Source organism: Xanthomonas sp. NCPPB 3442, from assembly GCF_056725145.1.
In genome coordinates this window covers 4,508,950-4,532,601 of sequence record NZ_CM161514.1, presented here as the reverse complement: position 1 = coordinate 4,532,601, position 23,652 = coordinate 4,508,950, and the positions used below count along the sequence as shown (strand labels likewise).

Annotated in this window: 25 protein-coding genes; 16 read left to right on the top strand and 9 right to left on the bottom strand. The window is 64.4% G+C overall.

Annotated elements, in window-relative coordinates; all coding sequences use genetic code 11:
* Window positions 1–124 precede the first annotated feature (124 nt).
* Window positions 125–1,027, top strand: a complete 903-nt coding sequence (locus tag AC1POX_RS19670) for an NAD-dependent epimerase/dehydratase family protein (protein WP_218489097.1) — start codon at window positions 125–127, stop codon at window positions 1,025–1,027.
* A 25-nt stretch (window positions 1,028–1,052) separates the two neighbouring features.
* Here AC1POX_RS19670 and AC1POX_RS19665 read toward each other — a convergent pair whose 3' ends face one another.
* The 7 genes from AC1POX_RS19665 to AC1POX_RS19635 all read right to left on the bottom strand — a co-directional run bounded on the left by AC1POX_RS19665 (window position 1,053) and on the right by AC1POX_RS19635 (window position 8,865).
* Window positions 1,053–1,538 (bottom strand): Mpo1 family 2-hydroxy fatty acid dioxygenase, encoded by a 486-nt coding sequence (locus AC1POX_RS19665; protein WP_011346155.1) that lies wholly within the window; start codon window positions 1,536–1,538, stop codon window positions 1,053–1,055.
* A gap of 96 nt (window positions 1,539–1,634) precedes the next feature.
* On the bottom strand, window positions 1,635–3,233 hold the full coding sequence (locus tag AC1POX_RS19660; protein ID WP_218489096.1) for a M4 family metallopeptidase: 1,599 nt from the start codon (window positions 3,231–3,233) through the stop codon (window positions 1,635–1,637).
* Between the two features lie 425 nt (window positions 3,234–3,658).
* On the bottom strand, window positions 3,659–5,413 hold the full coding sequence (locus AC1POX_RS19655) for a peptidoglycan-binding protein (RefSeq protein ID WP_372356501.1): 1,755 nt from the start codon (window positions 5,411–5,413) through the stop codon (window positions 3,659–3,661).
* Window positions 5,414–5,485: 72 nt separating this feature from the next.
* Complete coding sequence (locus tag AC1POX_RS19650; protein WP_109291291.1) at window positions 5,486–6,022, bottom strand: hypothetical protein; 537 nt, start codon at window positions 6,020–6,022, stop codon at window positions 5,486–5,488.
* Window positions 6,023–6,242: 220 nt separating this feature from the next.
* Entirely contained in the window at window positions 6,243–6,764 is a 522-nt protein-coding gene (locus AC1POX_RS19645; protein ID WP_081029572.1) for a hypothetical protein, read from the bottom strand.
* Between the two features lie 286 nt (window positions 6,765–7,050).
* Complete coding sequence (locus tag AC1POX_RS19640; protein ID WP_372356500.1) at window positions 7,051–7,722, bottom strand: hypothetical protein; 672 nt, start codon at window positions 7,720–7,722, stop codon at window positions 7,051–7,053.
* Window positions 7,723–7,938: 216 nt separating this feature from the next.
* Window positions 7,939–8,865 carry a phosphoribosylaminoimidazolesuccinocarboxamide synthase gene (locus tag AC1POX_RS19635; RefSeq protein WP_008575574.1) on the bottom strand — a complete coding sequence of 309 codons (927 nt, stop codon included), beginning with the start codon at window positions 8,863–8,865 and terminating at the stop codon, window positions 7,939–7,941.
* A 209-nt stretch (window positions 8,866–9,074) separates the two neighbouring features.
* On the opposite strand from AC1POX_RS19635, the gene AC1POX_RS19630 reads away from it, so the two are divergent.
* The 12 genes from AC1POX_RS19630 (at window position 9,075) to AC1POX_RS19575 (ending at window position 19,678) form a co-directional block, all read left to right on the top strand.
* A complete protein-coding gene (locus AC1POX_RS19630) occupies window positions 9,075–9,404 on the top strand; it encodes a J domain-containing protein (protein ID WP_014089186.1) in 330 nt (109 codons plus the stop codon).
* Window positions 9,405–9,529: 125 nt separating this feature from the next.
* Window positions 9,530–10,231: a ribulose-phosphate 3-epimerase gene (rpe, locus tag AC1POX_RS19625; RefSeq protein ID WP_173363312.1), complete on the top strand. Its 702-nt coding sequence runs from the start codon at window positions 9,530–9,532 to the stop codon at window positions 10,229–10,231.
* A complete protein-coding gene (locus AC1POX_RS19620; protein ID WP_218533912.1) occupies window positions 10,228–10,719 on the top strand; it encodes a GNAT family N-acetyltransferase in 492 nt (163 codons plus the stop codon). Before rpe ends, AC1POX_RS19620 begins: the two co-directional genes overlap by 4 nt.
* 235 nt (window positions 10,720–10,954) lie before the next feature.
* Complete coding sequence (gene yegS / locus AC1POX_RS19615; protein WP_014089189.1) at window positions 10,955–11,884, top strand: lipid kinase YegS; 930 nt, start codon at window positions 10,955–10,957, stop codon at window positions 11,882–11,884.
* Between the two features lie 277 nt (window positions 11,885–12,161).
* Window positions 12,162–13,637 (top strand): anthranilate synthase component I, encoded by a 1,476-nt coding sequence (trpE, locus tag AC1POX_RS19610; protein ID WP_011346166.1) that lies wholly within the window; start codon window positions 12,162–12,164, stop codon window positions 13,635–13,637.
* Window positions 13,637–14,713 carry a threonine aldolase family protein gene (locus AC1POX_RS19605; RefSeq protein ID WP_218504780.1) on the top strand — a complete coding sequence of 359 codons (1,077 nt, stop codon included), beginning with the start codon at window positions 13,637–13,639 and terminating at the stop codon, window positions 14,711–14,713. Before trpE ends, AC1POX_RS19605 begins: the two co-directional genes overlap by 1 nt.
* Window positions 14,714–14,731: 18 nt before the next feature.
* Complete coding sequence (locus tag AC1POX_RS19600; RefSeq protein WP_014089191.1) at window positions 14,732–15,514, top strand: SIMPL domain-containing protein; 783 nt, start codon at window positions 14,732–14,734, stop codon at window positions 15,512–15,514.
* A gap of 10 nt (window positions 15,515–15,524) precedes the next feature.
* Window positions 15,525–16,103: an anthranilate synthase component II gene (locus tag AC1POX_RS19595; RefSeq protein WP_011346175.1), complete on the top strand. Its 579-nt coding sequence runs from the start codon at window positions 15,525–15,527 to the stop codon at window positions 16,101–16,103.
* Window positions 16,104–16,245: 142 nt separating this feature from the next.
* Window positions 16,246–16,878 (top strand): flavin reductase family protein, encoded by a 633-nt coding sequence (locus tag AC1POX_RS19590; protein ID WP_008575588.1) that lies wholly within the window; start codon window positions 16,246–16,248, stop codon window positions 16,876–16,878.
* A gap of 115 nt (window positions 16,879–16,993) precedes the next feature.
* A complete protein-coding gene (gene trpD, locus AC1POX_RS19585) occupies window positions 16,994–18,031 on the top strand; it encodes an anthranilate phosphoribosyltransferase (RefSeq protein WP_057681086.1) in 1,038 nt (345 codons plus the stop codon).
* 62 nt (window positions 18,032–18,093) lie between these two features.
* Window positions 18,094–18,969, top strand: coding sequence for an indole-3-glycerol phosphate synthase TrpC (trpC, locus tag AC1POX_RS19580; RefSeq protein WP_170922806.1), 876 nt, complete (start codon window positions 18,094–18,096; stop codon window positions 18,967–18,969).
* Complete coding sequence (locus tag AC1POX_RS19575) at window positions 18,962–19,678, top strand: haloacid dehalogenase-like hydrolase (protein ID WP_007967853.1); 717 nt, start codon at window positions 18,962–18,964, stop codon at window positions 19,676–19,678. Before trpC ends, AC1POX_RS19575 begins: the two co-directional genes overlap by 8 nt.
* 320 nt (window positions 19,679–19,998) lie before the next feature.
* Here the strand turns inward: AC1POX_RS19575 and crp are convergent, their stop codons facing one another.
* A complete protein-coding gene (gene crp, locus AC1POX_RS19570; protein ID WP_005914205.1) occupies window positions 19,999–20,691 on the bottom strand; it encodes a cAMP-activated global transcriptional regulator CRP in 693 nt (230 codons plus the stop codon).
* A gap of 137 nt (window positions 20,692–20,828) precedes the next feature.
* Here crp and speD point away from each other — a divergent pair, with 137 nt between their 5' ends.
* Together speD and AC1POX_RS19560 are read left to right on the top strand one after the other, a co-directional pair.
* Entirely contained in the window at window positions 20,829–21,623 is a 795-nt protein-coding gene (gene speD, locus AC1POX_RS19565; RefSeq protein WP_007967854.1) for an adenosylmethionine decarboxylase, read from the top strand.
* A gap of 162 nt (window positions 21,624–21,785) precedes the next feature.
* On the top strand, window positions 21,786–22,100 hold the full coding sequence (locus AC1POX_RS19560) for a DMT family transporter (RefSeq protein ID WP_029818486.1): 315 nt from the start codon (window positions 21,786–21,788) through the stop codon (window positions 22,098–22,100).
* A 285-nt stretch (window positions 22,101–22,385) separates the two neighbouring features.
* Here the strand turns inward: AC1POX_RS19560 and coq7 are convergent, their stop codons facing one another.
* Window positions 22,386–23,039 (bottom strand): 2-polyprenyl-3-methyl-6-methoxy-1,4-benzoquinone monooxygenase, encoded by a 654-nt coding sequence (gene coq7 / locus AC1POX_RS19555; protein WP_277573073.1) that lies wholly within the window; start codon window positions 23,037–23,039, stop codon window positions 22,386–22,388.
* A gap of 182 nt (window positions 23,040–23,221) precedes the next feature.
* On the opposite strand from coq7, the gene rplM reads away from it, so the two are divergent.
* Window positions 23,222–23,650, top strand: coding sequence for a 50S ribosomal protein L13 (gene rplM, locus AC1POX_RS19550; RefSeq protein WP_003483082.1), 429 nt, complete (start codon window positions 23,222–23,224; stop codon window positions 23,648–23,650).
* Window positions 23,651–23,652: the final 2 nt, after the last annotated feature.

Genomic DNA, 23,652 nt, shown 5'->3' with positions numbered 1-23,652 from the left:
CAAACCCTTGACTGACGTCCGCGTCAACGCCGCCAGCGCACATGGCCTGCCATCGGCCCCACTGGCTGCACATTGCAATGCCGCACTCGCTATGCTGCAGGCATTCATGCATCGATAATGCCCTGTGACTGCCGCCAATCCCGCTCCGTCCACCGCTGCATCTGCGCCGCGCGCCCTGGTCTTCGGCGGCAGCGGGCAAATCGGCGAGCGCTTGCTGACCCGCCTGCTGAGCGGCCGATGGCAGGTGACAGCGTGGTCGCGCCAGCCGCGCGCAGCGCGCTCCGGTCTGATCTGGCGGCAGGGCGATCTGGCTGTGCCGGCAGCTGCCGGCGAGGCGTTCGAGGTGATCTTCAGCTGTGGTCCGCTGGACCACTTCGCACGCTGGTATGCCGAAAACCCGATGGTAGCGCCGCGTATCGTGGCGTTCGGTTCCACCAGCGTTGAGGTCAAGGAACACTCCATCGACGCGGCTGAGCGCGACGTGGCCCAGCGTCTGGCCACTGCCGAACAGGCGCTGTTTTCCGCCGCGCGTGCGCGTGGCGCTAGTGCCACCGTGCTGCGGCCGACCCTGGTCTACGGCGCGGGACGCGACAAAACCTTGACCCAGATCGCCGGGCTGGCGCAGCGCACCGGCGCGTTCGTACTGCCCGCCAACGCCACTGGCCTTCGCCAGCCCGTGCATGTGGAAGATCTGGCCAGCGCCGCTCTGGCGGTGGTTGGCCAGCCGGCCACCCAGCAGCGCAGTTATGCCGTGGGCGGCGGCGAAGTGCTGGCGTACACGCAGATGGTAGAGCGCGTACTGGAAGCGCTGCCACGGCCTGCACGTCTGTACCAGGTGCCGCCGAGCCTGTTCGGTCTTGCACTCACCGCAGCGCAACGCCTGGGCCGCCTGCGGGGCTTGAATGCCGCCGCGCTACAGCGCATGCGCGAGGACCTGGTATTCGATCTGGAGCCGGCACGCCGCGATTTCGGCTATGCGCCGCGTGCATTTCGCCCACTGCCCGAAGAGCTCGGGATCGGCGCGTGAGGCCTGGCTGGTCTGTCGGCGACGTTCAGTAACGCCAACCCAGCTGGCGATACGCCTTGGCCAGCACCCAGATCGGCCCGATCAGCAGATAGGTCAGATCGGTCAGGAAGCTCGGTTTGCGGCCTTCGATCTTGTGGCCGACGAACTGCGCAATCCACGCCAGCACGAACACCGTCAGCGCGGTGGTGAACAGGCCGCCAAGCCCGATGCGGCCTTCGATCAACCGGCACAGACAGCCGAAGAAGAAAAAGATCCCCAGCATGCCCAGCCCCAGCGGGCGCGACAGCCGGTTGTAGTACGACCACGCCGCAAACATCGACAGCGCGGCCCACACGCCGCTGCTGAACCAGCTACCGCCGACCGGGATGCACCACAACAGCGCCACCACCGACCACAGGATGGCAGGCACCGCCAGCACGTGGATCTGCTGATTGGTCGCGTTTTGATGATCGTCGGAATAGCTGGCGAAATAGCGCTCGATCGGTCGCGCGGTCGTGGTGCTTTGGCTCATGTTCCCTCCCAGGAATGATCCAAGCATACGCGCGCGGATGGCGCCATGGCAGATGTGCCCTCGCCACGCCTTGGTGGCGTGGCGAGGGACGCACCGTCAGTTCACCGAGACCGCGCTCCACGCCGCCGCTACTGCGCGGTATTGCGTGGACGTGCTGCCGTACAGATCGGTGGCTGCGCTCAGCGTGGCCCGACGGGCCGCCGCGTAGTTGGTGGACGAGGTCATGTAGACCGTCAGTGCGCGATACCAGATGCGGCTGGCCGCGGCGCGGCCGATCGCGGTGAGCGCCGTGGAGCCGCTGCAGACCAGACTGGTCGGGGTCAGGTTGTAGCTGGTGCCCGAGCCGAACCCGCTCGGCACCACCGCCCCTTCGGCCAGCAGATAGTAGAAGTGATTGGCCACGCCCGAGCTGTAGTGCACATTGAGCGAGCCCAGGCTGCTGCTGTAGCAATCGGGCGATTTGCCATCCAGGCTTGGCTTGAACATGTAACGCAACGCCAGTGTGCCGGTGCTGTTGTTGGGGATGATCTTCTCGCCAATCAGATAATTGCCCGGCTCGGCGCTGTTGGCAGCGGAGTACTCCACCATGGTGCCCATGATGTCGGACGTGGCTTCATTCAAACCGCCCGATTCGCCCGAGTAGGTCAGCGCGGCGGTGCGGCTGGTCACACCGTGGGTCATCTCGTGGCCGGCCACATCCACCGACACCAACGGCGTGAACGTGCTGCCGTCGCCATCGCCGAAGGTCATGCAGAAACAGCTGTCCTGCCAGAAGGCGTTGTTGTAGCGACTACCGTAATGCACCCGGCTCCGTGCACCGGCGCCATCGTTTGCAATGCCTGTGCGCGAATGCGTGGTGCGGTAATAGTCCCAGGTCAACGCCACGCCGTAATGCGCATCGACCGCTGCGGTGACCGTATCGCCGGTGGTGCCGCTGCCCCAGGCATTGTCGGCATCGGTGACCAGCGTGCCATTGCCGGAGGTGCTGTTGCGCATGTTGTAGGTCGCACCGCTGCCGCGACTGAGATCGGTCATTTCGTAGCTGGTGCTGCTGCAGCGCGTCGTGTTCACCGTCACGCTGCCCGCATACAACGAACGTCCTGTGCCAGCGGCGCTGGTGCCGCCGCTACATGCGGTATGCACGGTATCCCAGGATTCGAGGATGCGCTGGTTCACCGCATCGACGATGTAATGCATCTCGGTCGGTGTCTGGTCGGGTTTGACGCCGCTGTAAATTACCTCGTACACCAGGCGCGGCGCGCCCTGGCGTGCATACAGCGCCAGACTCGCACGCGGCGCGGCATCCTGCGCCACATCGAAGTGCGAACCGGCCACACGCAACGCGCTTGCCGCATCGATTCCCGGCACCAGGCTCGGACGCACCGTGGTGTCCATGGTCTGGCTCAATTCACGCATCACCCCGCGACGCGAGTGCACCACCACGTCGCCGCCGATCACCGGCAGGCCCTGATAGGTACGATCGAAACGCACATGTTCGGTACCGTCGGCATCGACGATGCTGTCGCGTGCGATGAAGGCGTCGGCCGGCGCGCGATTGGCCAATGCAGACGCGTTGTTCCCCAATAACGATTGCGCGCGCGAAACAGCGGCATTTGCCGACACATCGGCAGCATTCGCGGCAGCAGAAAACGAGAGCGCGCAGCAGATTGCCGCGCCCAGGACATGGAATTGCATGACGACTCTCTCCAGAAAACGTGCAATGCAAAGACCGGCAGCCCCCCGACAGCCGATCGCCGATGGCACCTTGGGTGCCGGCAGTTACGCTTGCACAGTCACGAACTGGACAGTAGTAAAAATTACGGATGTGTTGCGTTCTGTGCGCCCGGCCACTTTCCGCTGTGGCGCACATCGCAGAGGCGCAGCGGATGCATGGTGTCATTGGCCGCTGCGGCCAAGCATGCGCGCAATGCAGTGGTGTCAGGCAGGGTTGCGCCGTATCGTTGCGCCAGCGCGGGGTGTTGCGGTGTCCCATCACCACGCGCGCTGGCCGTTGAATGACGATCAGCTTGCGCGATGTGTCGTGACTCCCACGGTGCATGTGGAAACAAGAACGCCGGCCAATCTCCTGGCCGGCGTCTTCTTGATCTATCGCTGAAAGATCAGCGACCTCCCATCGCAACCTTCTGCTGTTCTTGCTGGGCCTGTTGCTGCTGCGAGTGACCAGCCAGCAACTGCGCGCTGGTTTGCTCAAGTGTCGGAGCAGGTTGGTTCAGGTCCACCGCCGCACGGAAGCCCGGCGTGGTGCCCATGACGAATGCCTTGCCGTCCTGCACTGTCACGTTCTGCAACTTGTCCGCGCTGTCGATCCCATTCTGCTTCGCCTGCAGCGTGACATGTGCCGCCGTCTCGTTGGAGATCATGCTCGGCAGCTTGCTGCGGATTGCGTTATGTAGCGCGTGGTCGGGATGCGATGCATCGTTGAGCGAAGGCCCTTTCGGCGCAGCAACCTGCGCCTCGCGCGTCTGCGCCGGTTGTGCAGCCAATGCTGCACGCGTATCGCGGCCGACAACACCGTCCTGCTGCAGCCCATGCTGCCTCTGGAACGCCATTACCGCCTCACGCGTGTTGTCGCCGAAGCGCCCGTCTTCGGCCAGGCGGTTGCCTTGTGCATCGCGTACACCGAGACGGTTGAGGTCCTGCTGCAGCTTGCCCACATCCTGACTGTTGTCGCCATGCCGCAGGGCACTTGTTCCGCTTGCCGGTGCTGCCTGCGTGTGGCGCGCACCCGCTTCGTGTTGGTGACCCTGATTCCAGAAGGTCTCGGGGCTGGTCAATTTGCCGTTGGCATCGCGCAATTGGTAATGCACATGCTGCGCATATTGGCTTGCGCCATTGGGCCCACGTCCCCCCATCGTGCCGATCGCGTCGCCTGCCGACAATGTTTGCCCTTCTTTGACCTTGACGCCATCCAGATGCAGGATCTCGTGCGAGTTGCCTTGTGCATCGCGAATCTTGACGGTGCCGTAGCTTCCGCCAGCAAAGGTCACCGTTCCGGCGACCGGCGAATGCACGGTTGGATGCTGCAGATTGCGTCCTGCCTGACCGCCCTGATAATTGAAGTCGGTGCCGCCGTGGTCGCGCGCGCTGCGGTGCTCGCCGTAATGCCCGGTGATATGCGGCGCGGTGCCGTTCTGCGGCGGAAGCATGCGCTCCATGGTGGCCTGGAACGAATGCGCGTTCGAACCGGCATGCGGTGCTTGCGTCGGTGCCGAATGCTGCGCGGGCGCGACGGTCTGTCCGAGTTGACCGTGTTCGAGCTTGTGCATCACATCGGGCGTGAGGTCGCGCTGCCAGCGCGCGAAGCGGCTTTCGCGGTCAGCCAGTCCATTGGGCGGATCGCCGCCGTTGATCGCAACGCCTGCTGCATGCGCATCCTGCCTGGCCGCTTGCGGCACATTGTGCTGCCAGTACCAGGTTGCGATCCGCGACGCGTTTTCCGGTTGCGCGGCCAGTTCGGGGTGCGCGACCAGGTCGAGTTTCAGCGCTTCGCCGGCCTCGCGATACTGATCTTTGCCGGTGAGCTGGATGTAGCCGCGACCACGGTAAAGATAGCCATCGCCGGGCTCGTTGTTGCCCATGCGCCCGCCATACATCAATTCCGCGAGTTTCTCCGGCTGGCCGCGCAATGCCTCAAGGCGCGCTTCTTCCAGCGCCTCCGGTCCTTCGCGCAGTGCAGAACGCACTTTCGAGCTCACTTGCGAGGGGCCGCGGGTATAGCGGAACCCTTCTTCCAGGCGATTGAGTCCGCCCGATTCGTGGCCTACCTGGGCCATGAAATTCGCCAATTCGTTGGGCCGGGTGATTCCTGCTGCATAGGCTGCCTGCAGCAGCCCAGTTTCGCGATCGGTTGCCATGGTGTAACTCCTCATTTCTCAGCAACATGAAAAGACGGACCCATCCTTGTCCGCGTCAGCCATTACTTCCCTTTAATTTTGTTTCTGGGCTCCAGCCTCGTCCAGCGCCGCGACTTTCTTGAGCGTGGCGGGGTCGAAGTCCTGGAACGTCACCGTCCCAAAATCCTTGTCGGTTAATTCCAGGGTGTTGTGTTGTTCGGTCTCGGTATCGGAAAGATCGCGCACGACCTTGTCCAGCAACCAGGTCTGCCTGTCTGCCGAATACTTGAACGTGAAGTCGTCGGCCCAGCGCTCGCGCGACCCGCCTGAGATGGAGATGGTGAATTGCCCGGGCTGGACGCGCGAAAACGCATACGGGTCGCCTGCCAGGCCGCCGCAGCGGGCACAGGGCACGATGCGATTATTTTCAGCGGCCTTTTGCAGGCTGCCATCGGCGTTCTGGGTCAGCAGCAGGACGCGACGTGGCTGCCCTTCGCCGAGCTTTTCGTTGCCGGTTGCCGGCGGAGAAATCACGACAAGTGCGTCCGAATGTCCGGCGCCAGTCAGGTCGCCGCGTTGGGTATCCAGTGCCTTCGATCCTGCTGGAACGAAGGAGTCGATCGTTGCCATGGGTACAGTCCCTTGTGTCGGTGTGGCAGGAGGTGTCGCGGCCGGTGCGGGTGGGCCGGCCGCGGCTGCGGGTGCATTGGCCGGCGTTTCAGGCGCATCGGCTGCCTGCGGACCGTTACACGCGGCAAGCGCTACTGCCAGCACGGGGATGAGCACTCTGAAGGGGGGCACGGCCGTCTCCTGATTTGGGTTTTTGCGTGGCGCGGTGTTGCCCGCGCCGTTACAGCGACTGGTCGTCGACCTTGACCAAGGTCCAGCATGGGCGCTGGGCGAAGTGGTAGACCTGTTGGTCGCCGCTGTCAGGTGTACGCACCAGCACCTGGCGACCGCCTGCGTTCTCGGACACCACGACCTCGCGGCCCGCGGAGCGGGCCACGTCCAGGTTCGGGATAACCGGCCATTTGACGTCGGCAAGCGCAACCTCGCGAGTGACTGGCGCCGGTTCCGGCTGCGCATCCGGATCGATCCGGATCATGGTCAGCGGGTCGGCCGTGGCTTTCTCCTGGGCCGCGATGTCTGCACTGAAGCTTTTTAGAAATGCAGAGAAGTCGGCGGTGGGGCAGGTCGTCGGCTGAGCGGGCGTGGCTGACGCCGTAGCAGGGGTTGAGGCGGCAGGCGCGGTGCCCGCTGCCTCTGCTGTCGCTGCGGGCATTGCCGCGCCTGCTGGCTCTGTTTGCGGTTTGCAGGCAACCAGCGCCAGGCTCAGTGCGAGGGCATGCAGAGATGTTCGTAAAAGGGCCAACGGATCCTCCTGATCGTATCGGGCGATGTGCGAGCGCGCAGGATGGTATCTGCGCACTGTGTGCAAATGCGTGAAGGCTTGCGGGGCCAGAGTGCGGCGAGCCGGCCGGACGCGGCAGGCCCGCACCCTGGGAGCGTGACCGGAATGACGGTGGCCGATTGCTCAAACGATGCCAAGGCCGGTGAGTGTCCTCAACACGGGCCGGGTACCTCATCTGGATCCATTGCAGCAATCGTCATGCAGTAATGGATGGGTTGCCTGCAAATCACCCGTTTGGTGCGCGCAACTAGATTCCGTTCGAAAATACTTCGAGTGCGTCCGCATTCACCCATCCTTGCGCGCAATTGCCAGTGGATTGTCCTGGTGCTGCGGCGTGGCAGTGCTCGCCACTTGCAGGCTTGATCTGCTTGATCGGCCTGTCGCCGTAGGTTTTGCACAATGCGGTGTTCTTGCACCTTGCAACGGTGCTCGCTGGAATTGCGGCGACGTAGTAATACCGCGGGTTCTGTCCGGCGCGGCCGATCGCCTGGACGCAGACGAGCTGGCCTTGGGCAAGATTGGCTGTAGCCGTTGCGCGGCTGCCGGTGACGGGAACGGCATCCAACAGATCTGCTCCGTTCGCCTGGGCGACGCCGGCGAAGAAGCCCTTATCGCCACAATCGGGCAGAAACTCCACATCGTAAAAATCACCCGTGTCGACATTGCCTGCTGTGCATCCTGTTGCAGTCGTTGCATCCGTGCAGGTTGCGCCAGCGGCCTGTATCAGCGCGCCAAGTCTGGCGTTGACCTGCAATGCTGCGGGTGCGTTGTTCTTCGCAGGTGCTGCCGGTGCTGATGAGGGAACGGCGTGGGGTGCAGATTCGCCGGCAGTGCAGGCGCTCAGTGCGAGCGCTAGACCGGGAATTAGTGCGCTGCGCAAGGCAGGCAGCACGCGACACAAGTGACTTGACATGGTCATTGCGGCCTTGCTGGGCAAGAGAACACACCATCGCAGTGGGCGCGGTGGGGATGCTGGTGGGCGAGTGTGTGCGATAGCCGTCATGAAGCTTCACGCTTGATCACCAACCTGGCCTTCAGTCGGTAGTCGAGAAATCGACGCGCCGAGAATGTCGGCGCTCGCAGGCATAGGCGTCTGCGTACTGCGCCGCCTCGCCCTTTCACCGGGCGCGTGCAATCAATCCACCGAAATATCCGCCAGCCGCTGCAGCGCTTCGGCATATTTCGCACGCGTGCGATCGATGACGTCGGCCGGCAGGCGCGGGCCGGGCGCGGTCTTGCCCCAGTCCAGGGTTTCCAGATAATCGCGCACGAACTGCTTGTCGTAGCTCGGCGGGCTGGTGCCCGGTTCGTATTGGTCGGCCGGCCAATAACGCGAGGAATCCGGAGTCAGCATCTCGTCCATGATGTACAGGCGGCCATCGGCATCGGTACCGAATTCGAACTTGGTATCGGCCAGTAATATGCCGCGTTCGGCAGCAAAATCGGCTGCGAACCGGTAGATGCGCAAGGTGGCATCGCGCACGCGTTCGGCCAGCTCGGCGCCGACCGTCTTGACCATTGCATCGAAGTCGATGTTTTCGTCGTGGTCGCCAACCGCTGCCTTGGTCGAAGGAGTGAAAATCGGCTCGGGCAGTTTCTCGGCCTGACGCAGGCCGTCGGGCAATTCGATACCGCTGATCTTGCCGGTGCGCTGGTAATCCTTCCAGCCGCTGCCGATCACATAGCCGCGGGCGATGGCTTCCACCGGCACCGGCTTGAGCTTGCGCGTGACCACGGCGCGTTTGGCGTACAAGGCCGGATCGACACCCTCGGGCAATACCTGCTCCACGCGGATGTCCACCAGGTGGTTGGGCATCAGGTGTTCGGTCTTGTGGAACCAGAAGTTGGATACCTGGCACAGCATCTCGCCCTTGCCGGGAATCGGGTCGGGCAGCACCACGTCGAACGCGGACAGGCGGTCGGTGGCCACCATCAACAGATAGTCGCCCGGGGGCGCATCGGCGGGCAGGCGGTCGCGGGGAAGATCGAAGACATCGCGGACCTTGCCACGGTGACGCAACGGCAGGCCGGGCAGATCGGATTGCAACAGCGTGGTCGACACAGGCACTCCTAAGGACGTCGCTATGACGCTGTCCCCGGGACCCGGCGGGCCCGCGGGTAGGCAGCGGGCCGCGTAGTGTACGGCGCTTCGCCGCCTCCCGCAGAATTTATTGGAAGCCCGCGCGGTGGGGCTTGTGCAGGAGCCGTCAGCCAGGCCGGGCGGGCGTTCGGGTAAGATCGCCAGCCCGCCTCCCGCCCCCGATCGCCCCCATGTCCTGGTACGGAAAACTGCTCGGCGCATTGGCCGGTGCCTTGCTGTTTCGCGGGGCGCCGGTGGTGGGGCTGCTGATCGGGCTGGCGATCGGCCACGCGGTCGACGCCGGCTGGTTCAAACGGCGCGCGGAAAATCCGTACGAGGCGCTGGGCCTGGAGCCGGACGCCACCACTGCCGAGATCGACCTGGCCTATCGCCGGCTGATGTCCCGCTACCACCCGGACAAGGTCGCCAACGCCGACCCGGAAGCCCGCCGCCAGGCCGAAAAGAAGGCCAGCCAGATCAACGCCGCCTACGACCGGATTCAACGGCAGCGCAAGCGCTGAAGCCAAGGCTGCACGCCGAAAACCGCTGCGTTGCGCAGTGCCGGGCGTCGACGCAGCGCGCTGTACATCGAAAGCCCCAGCGCCCAGCGGCATCCGGCTTTCCTCGCCGGGCCACGGTTGCGACAATGGCGCTCCTGCATTTTTCCGAGCTGCCCATGCAACCGACGGCGATCGCCCCGTCCATCCTGTCCGCCGATTTCGCCCGTCTGGGCGAGGAAGTGAACAACGTCCTCAAGGCTGGTGCCGACTGGGTGCACTTCGACGTGATGGACAACCACTACGTGCCCAACCTCACCATCGGCCCCATGGTGTGCCAGGCGCTGCGCAAGCACGGCATCACCGCGCCGATCGACGTGCACCTGATGGTCGAGCCGGTGGACCGCATCGTGCCGGATTTCGCCGACGCCGGTGCCACCACCATCAGCTTCCACCCCGAAGCCAGCCGCCACGTGCACCGCACGATCCAGCTGATCAAGTCGCATGGCTGCCAGGCCGGACTGGTGCTCAACCCGGCCACGCCGGTGGACATCCTGGATTGGGTGCTGCCCGAGCTGGACCTGGTATTGGTGATGTCGGTCAACCCGGGCTTTGGCGGGCAGGCCTTCATCCCGTCCGCACTGGACAAGCTGCGCGCCCTCCGCCGCAAGATCGACGCGACGGGCAAGCCGATCCGGCTGGAGATCGATGGCGGGGTCAAGGCCGACAACATCGGTGCGATTGCCGCGGCCGGCGCCGACACCTTCGTCGCCGGCTCGGCCATTTTCAATGCGCCCGACTATGCGCAGGTGATTGCGCAGATGCGCGCGGCGGTGGATGCGGTGCGATGAGCCGGCCCGCGCCGCAGATCCGCAGCGCCACGCCTGAGGATGTGCCGCTGCTGCATGACCTCATCACCGCGCTGGCGGTGTACGAGCGCGAGCCGGGCGCGGTCAAGGCCGGCCTGGAGGAGTTGCGCGCCAGTCTGTTCGGCGACGGCGCCACCGCGCATGCGCTGATCTGCGAGCAGGACGGTCAGGCGCTGGGATTTGCGGTGTATTTCTTCAACTACTCCACCTGGCTCGGCCGCAACGGCCTGTACCTGGAAGACCTGTTCGTCCGGCCGGAAGCGCGCGGCAAGGGTGCGGGCCTTGCGCTGTTGCGGCACCTGGCGCAGCTGGCCGTGCAGCGCGGCTGCGGGCGGTTCGAATGGTCGGTGCTGGACTGGAACCAGCCGGCCATCGACTTCTACAAGGCAGTCGGTGCGCGCCCGATGGACGGCTGGACCGTGTACCGGCTCGACGGCGAACGGTTGGCCGCATTTGCGGCAGGCGCCTGAGCCAGGCACGCCGCGCAATCCAGCCTCATGCAAAAGGAAGGCCGCTCCTATCGGGGCGGCCTTCAAGAAAATTGGAGGCTGATCCTGCCTCCGCCCGTCGTCCCTGCTATGGCCTTCCACTCTCCGGGTCATCGATGACACCGCAATGACAGTGCGCCGGCAGCGCCTATTCACGATCTGCCCATTGGCCCGCTGCTAGCCTGCGGCCATTACCCTCACAGCATCGGCAGCGCGCATGGCCCCGTCCCACTGGCGTGTGATCCTCAACGGCAAGTCCACCGACAACATGGACCTGCGTGAGGCGGTGGGAACGCTGCGCAAGCGCGGCATCCAGCTCGATGTGCGGGTCACCTGGGAAGACGGCGATGCCGAGCGCTACGTGGGCGAGGCGGTGGCCGATGGCGTGCACACGGTGGTGGCCGCCGGTGGCGACGGCACCCTGAGCGAAGTGGCCGCCGCCCTGGCGCACCACGAGGGCGATGCGGCCTCGCTGCCGTCGCTGGGCCTGGTGCCGCTGGGCACCGCCAACGACTTCGCCACCGCCGCCAATCTGCCGATCGCCCCGCTGGAGGCGTTGACCCTGATCGCCGAGCGCGTCGCGCAGCCGGTCGACCTGCTGCGGATCGACGCCGACCACGGCCCACACTGGTGCGCCAATGTGGCCAGCGGCGGCTTCGGCACCCAGGTCACGGTGGAAACCGACGAAGGCCTGAAGAAGATGCTCGGTGGCCTGGCCTATCTCATCACCGGCATGTCGCGGCTGGGCCGCATCGACCCGATCAGCGCCCGCTTCAGCGGCCCGGAGTTCAGCTGGGAAGGCGAATTCATCGCTCTCGGGCTGGGGAACGGGCGCCAGGCCGGCGGCGGCCAGGCGCTGTGCCCGGAAGCACTGATCGACGACGGCCTGCTGGATGTCACCATCGTCCCCGACCTCGACGGGGAAGTGGCCGCCACGCTCGGCACCCTGGTCACCGGCGGCAAACAGGCCGCGCTCGAACGCGTGGCCGTGCGCGCCCGCGTGCCGTGGCTGGAAATCGTTTCCCAGCAACCGCTGACCTTGAACCTGGACGGCGAACCGGAAACCTCGCGGCACTTCCGCATCGAATGCGTCCCGGCGCGTCTGCGAATGCACTTGCCGGGTGAGTGCCCTTTGCTTGGCGGGTGAGAATCGGGAATCGGGAATCGGGAATCGGGAATCGGGGATGGGGGTATCGGGAAAGCTTCGCATGCGTTTCGGGTGGGCCAGGCAATCGCCGCGCCCACCTTCGCCGTTGTTGAACGACGTTCGCCCCCGCCTGCTGCCCTGGGCCAGCAGTTGCGCTACAGTAGCCGCGTGTCCCGCCTGACGACTCCACGCTCCTTCTCTTCCGCTCGCCGCTGGTGGCGATGGTGGCCCGTTGCCGTCGTCCGCCCCGCCACAGAGTCCCGGAAGGAAAGTCGTCTTGATCACTGCAGAGCAGTTCCAGCGCCAGGCCGCTGAAGGCCACACCCGTATTCCCGTTGTCCGCGAAGTGCTGTCCGACCTGGACACGCCACTGTCGGTCTATCTGAAGCTCGCCGACGGCGCCTACACCTATCTGTTCGAATCGGTCGAAGGCGGGGAGCGCTTCGGGCGCTACTCCATCATCGGCCTGCCGGCGCGGCGCGTGTACAGCTTTCGGGGCCACACGCTGGAGGTCAGCGAACACGGCGAAGTCGTCGAGACCCGTGAGGTCGCCGACCCGTTGGCCGAAGTTGATGCGTTGCGCGCCGAACATTCGGTGCCGCAACTCGATGGCCTGCCCGGCTTCACCGGCGGACTGGTCGGCTGGTTCGGTTTCGAATGCATCCAATACATCGAACCGCGCCTGGGCAGTGGCGACAAACCCGACGAACTCGGCACGCCCGACATCCTGCTGATGCTCTCCGAAGAGCTGGCGGTGTTCGACAACCTCAAGGGCCGTCTGTACCTGATCGTGCATGCCGACCCGCGCCAGCCGCAGGCCTATGTGCGCGCCAATCGGCGCCTGGACGAGCTGGCGCATCGCCTGCGTCAGGGCGGCGCCGGTTATCCGCGGGCGCAGATTTCCGACGCGATCGACGAAGCGGACTTCCATTCCTCGTTCACCCGCGAGGAGTACCACGCCGTGGTGCGCAAGGCGCAGGAATACGTGCGCGCCGGCGACATCTTCCAGGTGGTTCCATCGCAGCGCTTGCGCGTGCCGTTCCGCGCGCGCCCGGTGGACGTGTATCGCGCGTTGCGTGCGTTGAACCCGTCGCCGTACATGTATTTTCTCGATGTCGGCGGTACCCAGGTGGTTGGTTCGTCGCCGGAAATTCTGGCGCGCCTGCGCGATGGCGTGGTCACTGTGCGCCCGATCGCCGGCACCCGCCCACGCGGCGCCACGCCCGAACTGGACAAGGCACTGGAAGCCGAACTGCTGGCCGACCCGAAGGAACGCGCCGAGCACGTGATGCTGATCGATCTGGGGCGCAACGATGTCGGCCGCGTGGCCGAACCGGGCACGGTCAAGGTCGGCGAGCAGTTCGTGATCGAACGCTATAGCCATGTCATGCATATCGTCAGCGAAGTGACCGGCACCCTGAAGGCCGGCCTGAATTACAGCGATGTGCTGCGCGCCACCTTCCCGGCCGGCACCGTCAGCGGCGCGCCGAAGATCCGCGCGCTGGAAATCATTCGCGAGCTGGAGCCGGTCAAACGCAATGTCTATTCCGGCGCGGTGGGCTATATCGGCTGGCATGGCGATGCCGACACCGCCATCGCCATCCGCACTGCCGTCATCCAGGACGGCTACCTGTATGTGCAGGCCGGCGGCGGCGTGGTCTACGACTCCGACCCCGACCTGGAGTGGCAGGAGACCATGAACAAGGGGCGCGCGCTGTTTCGCGCAGTTGCCCAGGCGGCCAAGGGCCTGTGATGGACGGGCAGGGCAGCACGACGCGCATCAGCTTTCGCAACGACTACAGCGAAGGCGCGCATCCGCGGCTGTTGCAGGCGTTGGCGCAGGCCAGCGCCGATCAGCATCCCGGCTACGGCACCGATCGGCACACAGCGCGTGCGGTTGCGTTGATCCGCCATGCCGTCGCGCAGCCGCAGGCCGACGTGCATCTGCTGGTCGGCGGCACGCAGACCAATCTGATTGCGATCAGCGCGTTCTTGCGCCCGCATCAGGCCGTCATCGCGGTGGACGCGGCGCATATCGCCACGCACGAGACCGGCGCCATCGAAGCGACCGGCCACAAGGTGCTCACTGTCCCGGCGCTGCACGACAAGCTGACGCCTGCGTTGATCCAGCCGGTGCTGGCTGTGCATGGCAACGAACACATGGTGCAGCCGCGCCTGGTCTACATTTCCAACAGCACCGAAAGCGGCACCCTCTATACACGTGCAGAACTCGAAGAATTATCTGGCTTCTGTCGCGCGAACGATCTGCTGCTGTACCTGGATGGCGCGCGCCTGGGGGCGGCGCTGACCGCCGACGGCAACGATCTGGATCTGCCCACCATTGCCGCGCTGACCGATGCGTTCTATATCGGCGGCACCAAGAATGGTGCGCTGCTCGGCGAAGCGCTGGTCATCGTCAATCCGGCGCTGCAGCCCGATTTGCGTTACCTGATCAAGCAGCGCGGCGCGCTACTGGCCAAGGGCATGGTGCTTGGCGCGCAATTTGCGGCGTTGTTCGAAGATGGTCTGTTCTTCGAACTGGCCGCGCATGCCAATGCCATGGCGCAACGCCTGCGCGCCGGCCTGCTTGCGGCAGGCGCGCATTTCACCAGCGACTCGCCGACCAACCAGCAGTTCATCGCCGTCAGCGCGCAGCAGGCCGCGCAGCTGGCGCAAGGCTACGACTTCGAGCGCTGGGAAGTGCGCACCGATGGCAGTCAGGTGATCCGCTTCGTGACCTCGTGGGCGACCACGGCCACGGCGGTCGATCGGCTGTGTGCGGATGTGGCGGCCCTTTTGCAGCACCCCGCAGTGCAGGGCCATGACTAGACCTCAAGGACGACAACGATGAACACAATCGCTGGTTGGATGCTCGCCGCTGTGCTGACGCTACCCACTGTTGGAATGGCGCAGATCAATGCCCTGCCGTCGCAGCCGCATTTGTTGGTCAAAGGCCAGGCGTTTCGCACGGTCGATCCAGACCGCTTTATCGTTGACCTCAAGATCAGCAAGACGGAATTACAGCCCGACTTGGCGCGGAAGTTTGTCGAAGACCGTGCCAGGTTGGTTCTGGATGGATTACAGCGCGATCACGTTCTCAAGGACTCCCTTTACGCCTCTGCACTCTCGATTTCTCCGCAATCGCGTTATGAGGCGGGCAAATCCGTCTTCGAGGGGACCCGGGTGGAGCGCAGGATTCGTGGCACCTTTACTTCATTGAAAGATGTGCGTGCCTTCCTCGGCGACTTGGACGCCAACGAGAATGTGCAGGTGTTATCGATGCAAACGGCCTACGCCGATGCTGCCGCGTTACGTGCGGAACTCAAGCGTGAAGCCGCGACGCAGTCACGCCAGTCCGCTCAGGGGCTTGCCGCTGCGTACGGCGTCCGGCTCGGCGGCATTTACAGCATTTCGGATGTCGCTCCCAATTTTGCCTATGGCGTCGAAGCAGGCACCTGGTCGGCCGCCACAGCGGCAACGCCAGGCTCGATCGTGTCTCCGCCTTCGCCGCCGGCTCCACCGTCGTCGCCTGCGCCAAGCGCAGTGGGCCAGGGAGTCGGCGAGAGCCTGATGACCGGCACTATCACTTATACCGAAAACATCTATGCGGTCTTCCTGATCGCGCAATGAGTCCTTTGCCATGCTGCTGATGCTCGACAACTACGACAGCTTCACCTACAACCTCGTGCAGTACCTGCAGGCGCTGGGCGCCGAGGTCATGGTGGTGCGCAACGACGCCATGAGCGTCGACCAGATCGCCGCGCTCAAGCCCGAGCGCATCGTCATCTCGCCCGGTCCGTGCACGCCCAACGAAGCCGGAATCTCGCTGCAATTGATCGAGCAGCTAGGCCAGACCACGCCGATCCTGGGCGTGTGCCTGGGCCATCAAAGCATTGGCCAGGTCTACGGTGGCGATGTGATCCGCGCCGGCAACATCATGCACGGCAAGACCTCGCCGATTCGTCATCAGGGCAAGGGCGTGTTCGCCGGCCTGCCGGACAGCTACGAGGCCACGCGCTATCACTCGCTGGTGGTGGACAAGACCACCTTGCCGGACGCACTGGAGGTCACCGCCTGGACCGAAAATCCGGATGGCTCGATGGAAGAGATCATGGGCCTGCGCCATCGCCAGTTTCCGGTCGAAGGCGTGCAGTTCCATCCCGAATCGATCCTGACCCAGCACGGACATGCCTTGCTGAAAAACTTTCTGCAGCGTTGATTGCGATGTGCCTGTGTCATCGTGACGTATCGCATTGCGGCATCGGTGCAGCGACGACGCGAAATCGCGACATCGCCCGACGCGCGCCGTACTGTGCTACGTGTTCAAACACCGCGCCGCCTTCCACTGCATTCGGATCACGATGAGCACACCCGACGACAGCATCCATTTCTACGAGCCGACGCAGGGTCACGGGCTGCCGCACGATCCGTTCAACGCCATCGTCGGCCCGCGTCCCATCGGTTGGATCGGCTCGCGCAGCGCCGAGGGCATCGCCAATCTGGCGCCGTACAGCTTTTTCAATGCATTCAACTACATCCCGCCGATCGTCGGCTTTGCCAGCATCGGTCGCAAGGACAGCCTGCGCAACATCGAAGCCACCGGCGAATTCACCTGGAATCTGGCCACCCGGCCGTTGGCAGAAGCAATGAACGCAAGCGCGGCGATGGTGCCTGCGGAGGTCGATGAATTCGGTCTGGCCGGCCTGCAGGTGGCGCCATCGCGGCTGATCGCTGCGCCACGGGTCGCTGCCAGTCCGGTCAGTTTCGAATGCCGGCTCAGCCAGCTGCTGCCGCTGCAAACCGCTGCCGGTCACGCCATCCAGACCTGGTTGGTGCTGGGCGAAGTGGTCGGCGTGCACCTGGCCAGGTCGGCGCTGCACGAGGGCATCTATGATCCGGGCGCAGTGCAGACGATTCTGCGCGCGGGCGGGCCGGCCGATTATTACGAAGTGCAGCCGCAGGCGCGTTTTCGCATGACGCGTCCAGGCCAGTGATCGTCGCAGCTGCCACGGCAGTCGCGTCGCCTGGCGCTTGCGCTTTCCTGCATTGATCGCGCGCGTCGCAAGCCGCCTGCGTCTCCATCCATCACGTTCTGCCACGGTTGTTTCCATGCCCATCACGCCGCAAGAAGCCCTGCAACGCACCATCGAACACCGCGAAATCTTCCACGACGAAATGGTCGAGTTGATGCGGCAGATCATGCGCGGCGAGGTCTCCGACATGATGGTCGCGGCCATCCTCACCGGGCTACGGGTCAAGAAAGAGACCATCGGCGAAATCGCCGGTGCGGCCACGGTGATGCGCGAGTTCTCGCGCCGCGTGGACGTGGCCGATCGCCAGCACATGGTGGACATCGTCGGTACCGGCGGGGACGGTTCGCATACCTTCAACATCTCCACCTGCGCCATGTTCGTCGCCGCAGCCGGCGGTGCCAAGGTGGCCAAGCACGGCAATCGCAGCGTCTCGTCCAAATCCGGCAGTGCCGACGCACTGGAAGCATTGGGCGCGGTGATCGAGCTGCAGCCCGAGCAGGTTGCTAGCGCGTTGGCGCACACCGGCATCGGCTTCATGTATGCACCAGTGCATCACCCGGCCATGAAGGTGGTGGCACCGGTGCGGCGCGAAATGGGGGTGCGCACCATCTTCAATATCCTGGGTCCGCTGACCAATCCGGCCGGCTCGCCGAACATCCTGATGGGCGTGTTCCACCCCGACCTTGTCGGTATCCAGGCGCGCGTCTTGCACGAACTCGGCGCCGAACGCGCGTTGGTGGTGTGGGGGCGCGACGGCATGGACGAACTTTCGCTTGGCGCTGGCACGCTGGTTGGCGAATTGCGCGATGGCCAGGTGCGCGAATACGAAGTGCACCCGGAAGATTTCGGCATCGCCATGTCGGCCAGCCGTAACCTCAAGGTGGCCGATGCTGCGCAATCGCGCGCGATGTTGCTGCAGGTATTGGACAACGTGCCCGGCCCCGCGCTGGATATCGTGGCGCTCAACGCCGGTGCTGCGTTGTACGTGGCCGGCGTGGCCCACAGCATTGCCGATGGCGTGCTGCGCGCACGCGCGGTCATCGCCGACGGCTCGGCGCGCGTGCGGGTGGACGCCTATGTCGCCTATACCCGCCAGCTTGCCGTGCAGGCCTGAGCCATGCCGGCAACCGCCGCGCAGCGGCCATCGCCCGCCAGCATCCTCACCGTGGCGCTGGCATGCTGCGTGCTTGCGCGCAGCCGCGCTCCAGTGCGCCCGTCTTGACCGATAATGCCCGCCCGCCAGGACCCGATACGATGAGCGACATCCTCAACACCATTCTTGCCCGCAAGGCCGACGAAGTCGCCGAGCGCAGTGCGCGCGTGCCGCTGGCCGAATTGATCGCGCGCAGCGCCGACCTACCGCTCACGCGCGGATTTGCAGCTGCCATGCAGGCCAGCATCGCCGCAGGCGACCCGGCCGTGATTGCCGAAGTGAAGAAGGCCAGCCCGTCCAAGGGTGTCATCCGGCCGGACTTCCAGCCGGCCGATATCGCGGTCAGCTATGAATTCGGTGGCGCGACGTGCCTGTCGGTGCTCACCGATGTGGATTTCTTCCAGGGATCGGATGCCTATCTACGCCAGGCGCGCGACGCCTGCACGCTGCCGGTGCTGCGCAAGGATTTCACCGTCGACCCGTATCAGGTCTACGAAGCCCGCGTGCTCGGCGCCGACTGCATCCTGCTGATCGTGTCCGCGCTGGAAGACGCCCAACTGGCCGATCTATCGGGCCTGGCCATGCAGCTGGGCCTGGACGTGCTGGTAGAAGTACACGACATCGACGAGCTCGAGCGTGCGGTGCAGGTGCCGGTGCCGTTGATCGGCATCAACAATCGCAACCTGCGCACCTTCGAAGTGACGCTGCAGACCACGTTGGACATGCGCGCGGCGGTGCCGCGCGATCGCGTGCTGGTCACCGAGAGCGGCATCGTCACCCAGGCCGATGTGCAACTGATGCGCAGTCACGATGTGAACGCGTTTCTGGTCGGCGAGACCTTCATGCGCGCGGCCGAACCCGGCGAGTCGCTGCGTCAGCTATTCTTCGCGCATGACTGAGTCGTATCCCGTTCCGCGCGAAGACGCACCGCTGGTGGTCTTCGACTTCGACCACACGTTGTACGACGGCGATTCCGGCAGTCATCTGTTTGCCTGGCTGATCAAGCGCAACCCGTTGCGCTTGCTGGTTGCGCTGTTGGCCTCGCCAATTCTCGGTCCGATGGTGGCGATGCTGCCAACCCGGCGGCGCGGCGTGTCCGGCTATGTGTGGATCGCCACGTTCGGCCTGCACCGCGCGCGCGAGTTCAACCGTTTCATCGACGCATACGTGCTCAAGCATGAAGCGCAGATCCGCCAGCGCCTGCTCCCGCATGCCTTGAAGGTCTTCACCCAACACCGCGCCGCCGGCGACCGTGTGGTGGTCGCCACCGGCGCACCGCCGGAGTTGGCGCGCGCCATTCTCGGTTTCGTGGCCCACCAGGACGTGCCGGTCATTGGCAGCCTGGTCGGCCCGCGCCTGGGCGCAGTCACTGCGCGACGTCACTGCCATAACGAAGAAAAGATGCGCATGCTGCGCGAGCGCGGCTACGCCGATATCGCCATCGCCTACTCGGACAGCACCGCAGATCTGCCGCTCTTGAAGGCCGCGCGCGCGCCGGTGGTGGTCAATCCCAAGGCCAACCGCGAAGCGCTGTTCCGCCAGGTACTGCCGACAGGCACGCCCATCCTCAACTGGGGTTGCCGCGACCGCGGCGGCAAGGCGCTGTAGGCGAGCGCAACATTCAGGCAGCTAGGTCGTTTCGCGCGGAGCGCAACGATTGCGCAGTCCAGCTTGCGATGGCGCATTTCCATGGCGGGTCGCGCGGGCAAACGGATGCGACCTGTAGCGCAACGAATCTTCAGGATCGTGACGCAGTCGCGATGCAGAGCGTGCGGTTCGACGGCGCGAAGACTCTCTTATAAGAGGTATCGCGCAAAAGTGCCGCTGCAGAGGGCATGAAGTGCCGATGTTGGCACCGTCGCAATCGAATCCATCGGAGCCGAAACCGGCATGCAGCCAGTGCACAAGGCACTGGCTGCACAGCGCCGTCAGCGGGTGCCGTACAGCACGACGGTCTTGCCGCGTGCATGCAGCAGGCCGTCGGCCTGCAGCTTCTTGAGCACGCGGCCGGCCATTTCGCGCGAGCACCCGACCAGGCGTGCCAGCTCCTGGCGCGAGACACGCAGCTGGGTGCCCTGCGGGTGGCTCATCGCTTCCGGCTCCTTGGCCAGGTCGTGCAGCGTGCGCACGATGCGGTCGGTCACGTCGAGGAAGGCCAAGCGGCTGGCTTTCCTTGTGGTATCGAGCAGCCGTTTTGAAAGCTGAACACCGATCGCATACAGGATCTTCGGCGCATCCGGCGACAGGCTGGTCTGGAACAGCTGCTGCAGCCGCTCGTAGCTGATCTCGGCAAGCTCGCACTGGGTGCGGGTGCGCAGGATCACCTCACGGGTATCGGATTCGATGAACAACCCCATCTCGCCGACGAATTCGCCGCTGCCGAAGTAGCCCAGCACCAACTCACGGTCGTCATCTTCCTCGGCGATGATGCTCACCGAGCCGCTGATCACGTAGTAGAGGGTGCCGGCCGGGTCTCCTGGCCGGAACACATCGGTCCGGGTCGGATAGCGCCTTCGGTGGCTGTGCGCCAGGAACCGCTCGATGGTGCCCGCGTCCAGCGCCAGGGAAGGGGTAGCGTTACGTACCGTCGTAGTGACAACCGTCGTATTTCCTGGGCTCATGGTAGTTCCGCGTGTGATTCCTGAAGCTTAACGGCATGAGTCATGCAAGGTAAACCACTCTTAACATCGGCATTTCGTTGCTGGGATCTTTGGCTCATAATTGACTCCTTTCCCGCTTTCCATAAGGACAGACCGACGTGGTCAAGCCGTTGCCTCGTCTGAGGCTACAGGGGTTCAACAACCTCACCAAGGCGTTGAGCTTCAACATCTACGACGTCTGTTATGCGCGTACCGAAGAGGAGCGTCAGCGCTACATCGAGTATATCGATGAGCAATACGACGCCGATCGTCTGACGCAGATCCTGACCGATGTGGCCGAGATCATTGGCGCCAACATCCTCAATATCGCACGTCAGGACTACGATCCGCAGGGCGCATCGGTGACGATCCTGATCTCCGAAGAACCGGTGATCGACAAGAAGCAGGCCGGCAAGGAGCTGATCTCCGATGCCGTGGTTGCTCATATGGATAAGAGTCATATCACTGTCCATACATATCCGGAAACGCACCCGCAGGAAGGCATCGCCACGTTCCGCGCCGACATCGACGTCGCGACCTGCGGCGTGATTTCGCCGTTGAAGGCGCTCAACTACCTGATCGAGAGTCTGGAATCGGACATCGTGATCATGGATTACCGCGTGCGTGGCTTCACGCGCGATGTGAAGGGCAAGAAGCATTACATCGATCACAAGATCAACTCGATCCAGCAATTTCTCGCCAAGAACGTGAAGTCGCGCTACGAGATGTTCGACGTCAACGTCTACCAGGAAAATATCTTCCACACGAAGATGCACCTGAAGGACTTCGACCTGGATCAGTACCTGTTCGAAGAGCGCGCCAAGAACCTGTCGTTCAAGGAGCGCATGAAGATCGAAACGCTGCTCAAGCGCGAAATCGAAGAACTGTTTCACGGACGCAACCTGAGCGAATAAGCGCAGGCGCATCCTGTCGCGTGCTTGCCCGCAAGCGCGCAAACGCCACAAGGCGGGACGGCCCGCCACGCGACGACCTCGCGTTCCACAGCCGACGGCGGCCCAGTGTGCAGACACTGGGTCGCTTTTTTTTTGTCCGTTTTTTCTGTGAGGAGTACTGCAATGCCCTGGATCTATCTGTTGCTGGCCGGCCTGTTCGAGATCGGCTTTGCCATGGGACTGAAATACAGCGACGGCTTCACTCGCCTGTGGCCGACCGTGCTGACAATCGGCCTTGCCGGCATCAGCCTGTGGTTTCTGACGCAGGCGCTGAAGACCATTCCGGTCGGCACCGGCTATGCGATCTGGACCGGCATCGGCGCCCTGGGCGTGACCATTGCCGGTATCGCGCTATTTGGCGATAGCGCCTCGTGGTCGCGATTGGCATGCATCGGTCTGATCGTGGCCGGCGCGATCGGGCTGAAGCTGGTCGGGTAGTCAGTCCTCCAGCGTTTGCTGCGCAAACCCTGGGCTCCCACCTGGAGGCTGCCTATCCACCCATTCGGCCGTAGCTGCACGCGCAATGTGGGCACAGCCCCAGGTTTGCGGCGCAAACCTTGGGGCCCGACTCAGAGGCTACCTATCCCCACGCGTTTGGCGCGCCCCCCTAAACAATGGGGGGCTGTGCTTCAGTGGTGTGCCGGCCAGCGGTTGATCGCCGTGTCGGGTGTACTCGGGTGCGGTCTAAATCCTGGTCGCTGGTCGCCAATTCCCAATTCCCAACTAGAGGCGGTAAGCAACCGTCTTCATCAGCTTGGAGGCCAGGGCCATCGCGCTGGGGATCGGAGCCGGGAGCGGGCGGGCGCCAGCCTGCTCGGCCTGGTCGGCATGGCGGGCCTCGTCGATCTTCATCACGCGCAGGATGGCGCGGCTGCGTTGGTCGTCCTGGGGCAGGGTTTCCAGATGCTCGTCCAGGTGCGCTTCGACTTGGCGTTCGGTCTCGACCACGAATCCCAGGCTCCAGTCGTCGCCGCGCAGCCCGGCCAGCGCGCCGAGCGCGTAGCTGCCGGCATACCACACGGGGTTGAACAGGCTGGGGCGGCTGTCCAGCTCGTGCAGGCGGTCGGCGCACCAGGCCAGGTGATCCGTTTCTTCCTGGGCAGCTTCCAGCAGGTGGTGCTGGGTGTGTGCGTCGCGGGCGACGGCGGCCTGGCCGAAATACAGGCCCTGCGCGCACACCTCGCCAACATGGTTGATGCGCATCAGGCCGGCCGCATGACGACGCTGCTCCGGGTCCAGGACGACGTCGGGCGTGTCGGCGGCGGGATTGGGACGCTCGGCCGGCGGATTGCCGAAGACGGTGTCCAGCGCGCGCTGGGCTTCGACCAGCAGCCGGTCGAGCGGGCTATGCAGGCGGGTGGGGGAGATCTGGGTCATACGGCGATTCTGGCCCCGGTCCGCCGTGCTGCCAACCGCCATGGCGCGGTTGTTGCTGCAACTTGCGCCGCCGCCGAACGTCCCGTACAATCCCGCCTCTTCTGTTTCGCCTTCACAACGCGTGGCAAAGTTCCAGTGGTCATCGGCCGCTGCAATCCGCCCGACCACTCAAGAGTTTTCTCATGACTACGTTCACCGCCAAGTCCGAGACCGTCCAGCGCGACTGGTATCTCGTTGACGCCGCCGGCAAGACGCTCGGCCGTCTGTCCACCGAACTGGCCCGCCGCCTGCGCGGCAAGCACAAGCCGGTTTATACCCCTCACGTCGATACTGGCGATTACCTGGTGGTAATCAACGCCGAGAAGATCGTCGTCACGGGCAACAAGCTGAAAGACAAGAAGTATCACCGCTTCACCGGCTACATCGGTAACTTGAAGACCGAGAGCCTGGAGCAGGCGCTGCAGCGCCACCCGGAGCGCGTGATCGAAATCGCCGTCAAGGGCATGCTGCCGAAGGGCCCACTGGGTCGCACCATGTACCGCAAGCTCAAGGTCTATTCGGGTGCCGAGCATCCGCACGCCGCCCAGCAGCCGCAAGTTCTGGATATCTAATC

What these genes read in the sequence shown, in the direction of transcription:
- AC1POX_RS19665 (WP_011346155.1), bottom strand. Translation starts at nt 1,538, where the DNA reads ATGAGCCAAAGCACCACGACCGCGCGACCGATCGAGCGCTATTTCGCC.
- AC1POX_RS19660 (WP_218489096.1), bottom strand. Translation starts at nt 3,233, where the DNA reads ATGCAATTCCATGTCCTGGGCGCGGCAATCTGCTGCGCGCTCTCGTTT.
- AC1POX_RS19655 (WP_372356501.1), bottom strand. Translation starts at nt 5,413, where the DNA reads ATGGCAACCGATCGCGAAACTGGGCTGCTGCAGGCAGCCTATGCAGCA.
- AC1POX_RS19650 (WP_109291291.1), bottom strand. Translation starts at nt 6,022, where the DNA reads ATGGCAACGATCGACTCCTTCGTTCCAGCAGGATCGAAGGCACTGGAT.
- AC1POX_RS19640 (WP_372356500.1), bottom strand. Translation starts at nt 7,722, where the DNA reads ATGACCATGTCAAGTCACTTGTGTCGCGTGCTGCCTGCCTTGCGCAGC.
- AC1POX_RS19630 (WP_014089186.1), top strand. Translation starts at nt 9,075, where the DNA reads ATGTCCTGGTACGGAAAACTGCTCGGCGCATTGGCCGGTGCCTTGCTG.
- rpe (WP_173363312.1), top strand. Translation starts at nt 9,530, where the DNA reads ATGGCGCTCCTGCATTTTTCCGAGCTGCCCATGCAACCGACGGCGATC.
- AC1POX_RS19620 (WP_218533912.1), top strand. Translation starts at nt 10,228, where the DNA reads ATGAGCCGGCCCGCGCCGCAGATCCGCAGCGCCACGCCTGAGGATGTG.
- yegS (WP_014089189.1), top strand. Translation starts at nt 10,955, where the DNA reads ATGGCCCCGTCCCACTGGCGTGTGATCCTCAACGGCAAGTCCACCGAC.
- AC1POX_RS19605 (WP_218504780.1), top strand. Translation starts at nt 13,637, where the DNA reads ATGGACGGGCAGGGCAGCACGACGCGCATCAGCTTTCGCAACGACTAC.
- AC1POX_RS19600 (WP_014089191.1), top strand. Translation starts at nt 14,732, where the DNA reads ATGAACACAATCGCTGGTTGGATGCTCGCCGCTGTGCTGACGCTACCC.
- AC1POX_RS19595 (WP_011346175.1), top strand. Translation starts at nt 15,525, where the DNA reads ATGCTGCTGATGCTCGACAACTACGACAGCTTCACCTACAACCTCGTG.
- AC1POX_RS19590 (WP_008575588.1), top strand. Translation starts at nt 16,246, where the DNA reads ATGAGCACACCCGACGACAGCATCCATTTCTACGAGCCGACGCAGGGT.
- trpD (WP_057681086.1), top strand. Translation starts at nt 16,994, where the DNA reads ATGCCCATCACGCCGCAAGAAGCCCTGCAACGCACCATCGAACACCGC.
- trpC (WP_170922806.1), top strand. Translation starts at nt 18,094, where the DNA reads ATGCTGCGTGCTTGCGCGCAGCCGCGCTCCAGTGCGCCCGTCTTGACC.
- AC1POX_RS19575 (WP_007967853.1), top strand. Translation starts at nt 18,962, where the DNA reads ATGACTGAGTCGTATCCCGTTCCGCGCGAAGACGCACCGCTGGTGGTC.
- crp (WP_005914205.1), bottom strand. Translation starts at nt 20,691, where the DNA reads ATGAGCCCAGGAAATACGACGGTTGTCACTACGACGGTACGTAACGCT.
- AC1POX_RS19560 (WP_029818486.1), top strand. Translation starts at nt 21,786, where the DNA reads ATGCCCTGGATCTATCTGTTGCTGGCCGGCCTGTTCGAGATCGGCTTT.
- coq7 (WP_277573073.1), bottom strand. Translation starts at nt 23,039, where the DNA reads ATGACCCAGATCTCCCCCACCCGCCTGCATAGCCCGCTCGACCGGCTG.
- rplM (WP_003483082.1), top strand. Translation starts at nt 23,222, where the DNA reads ATGACTACGTTCACCGCCAAGTCCGAGACCGTCCAGCGCGACTGGTAT.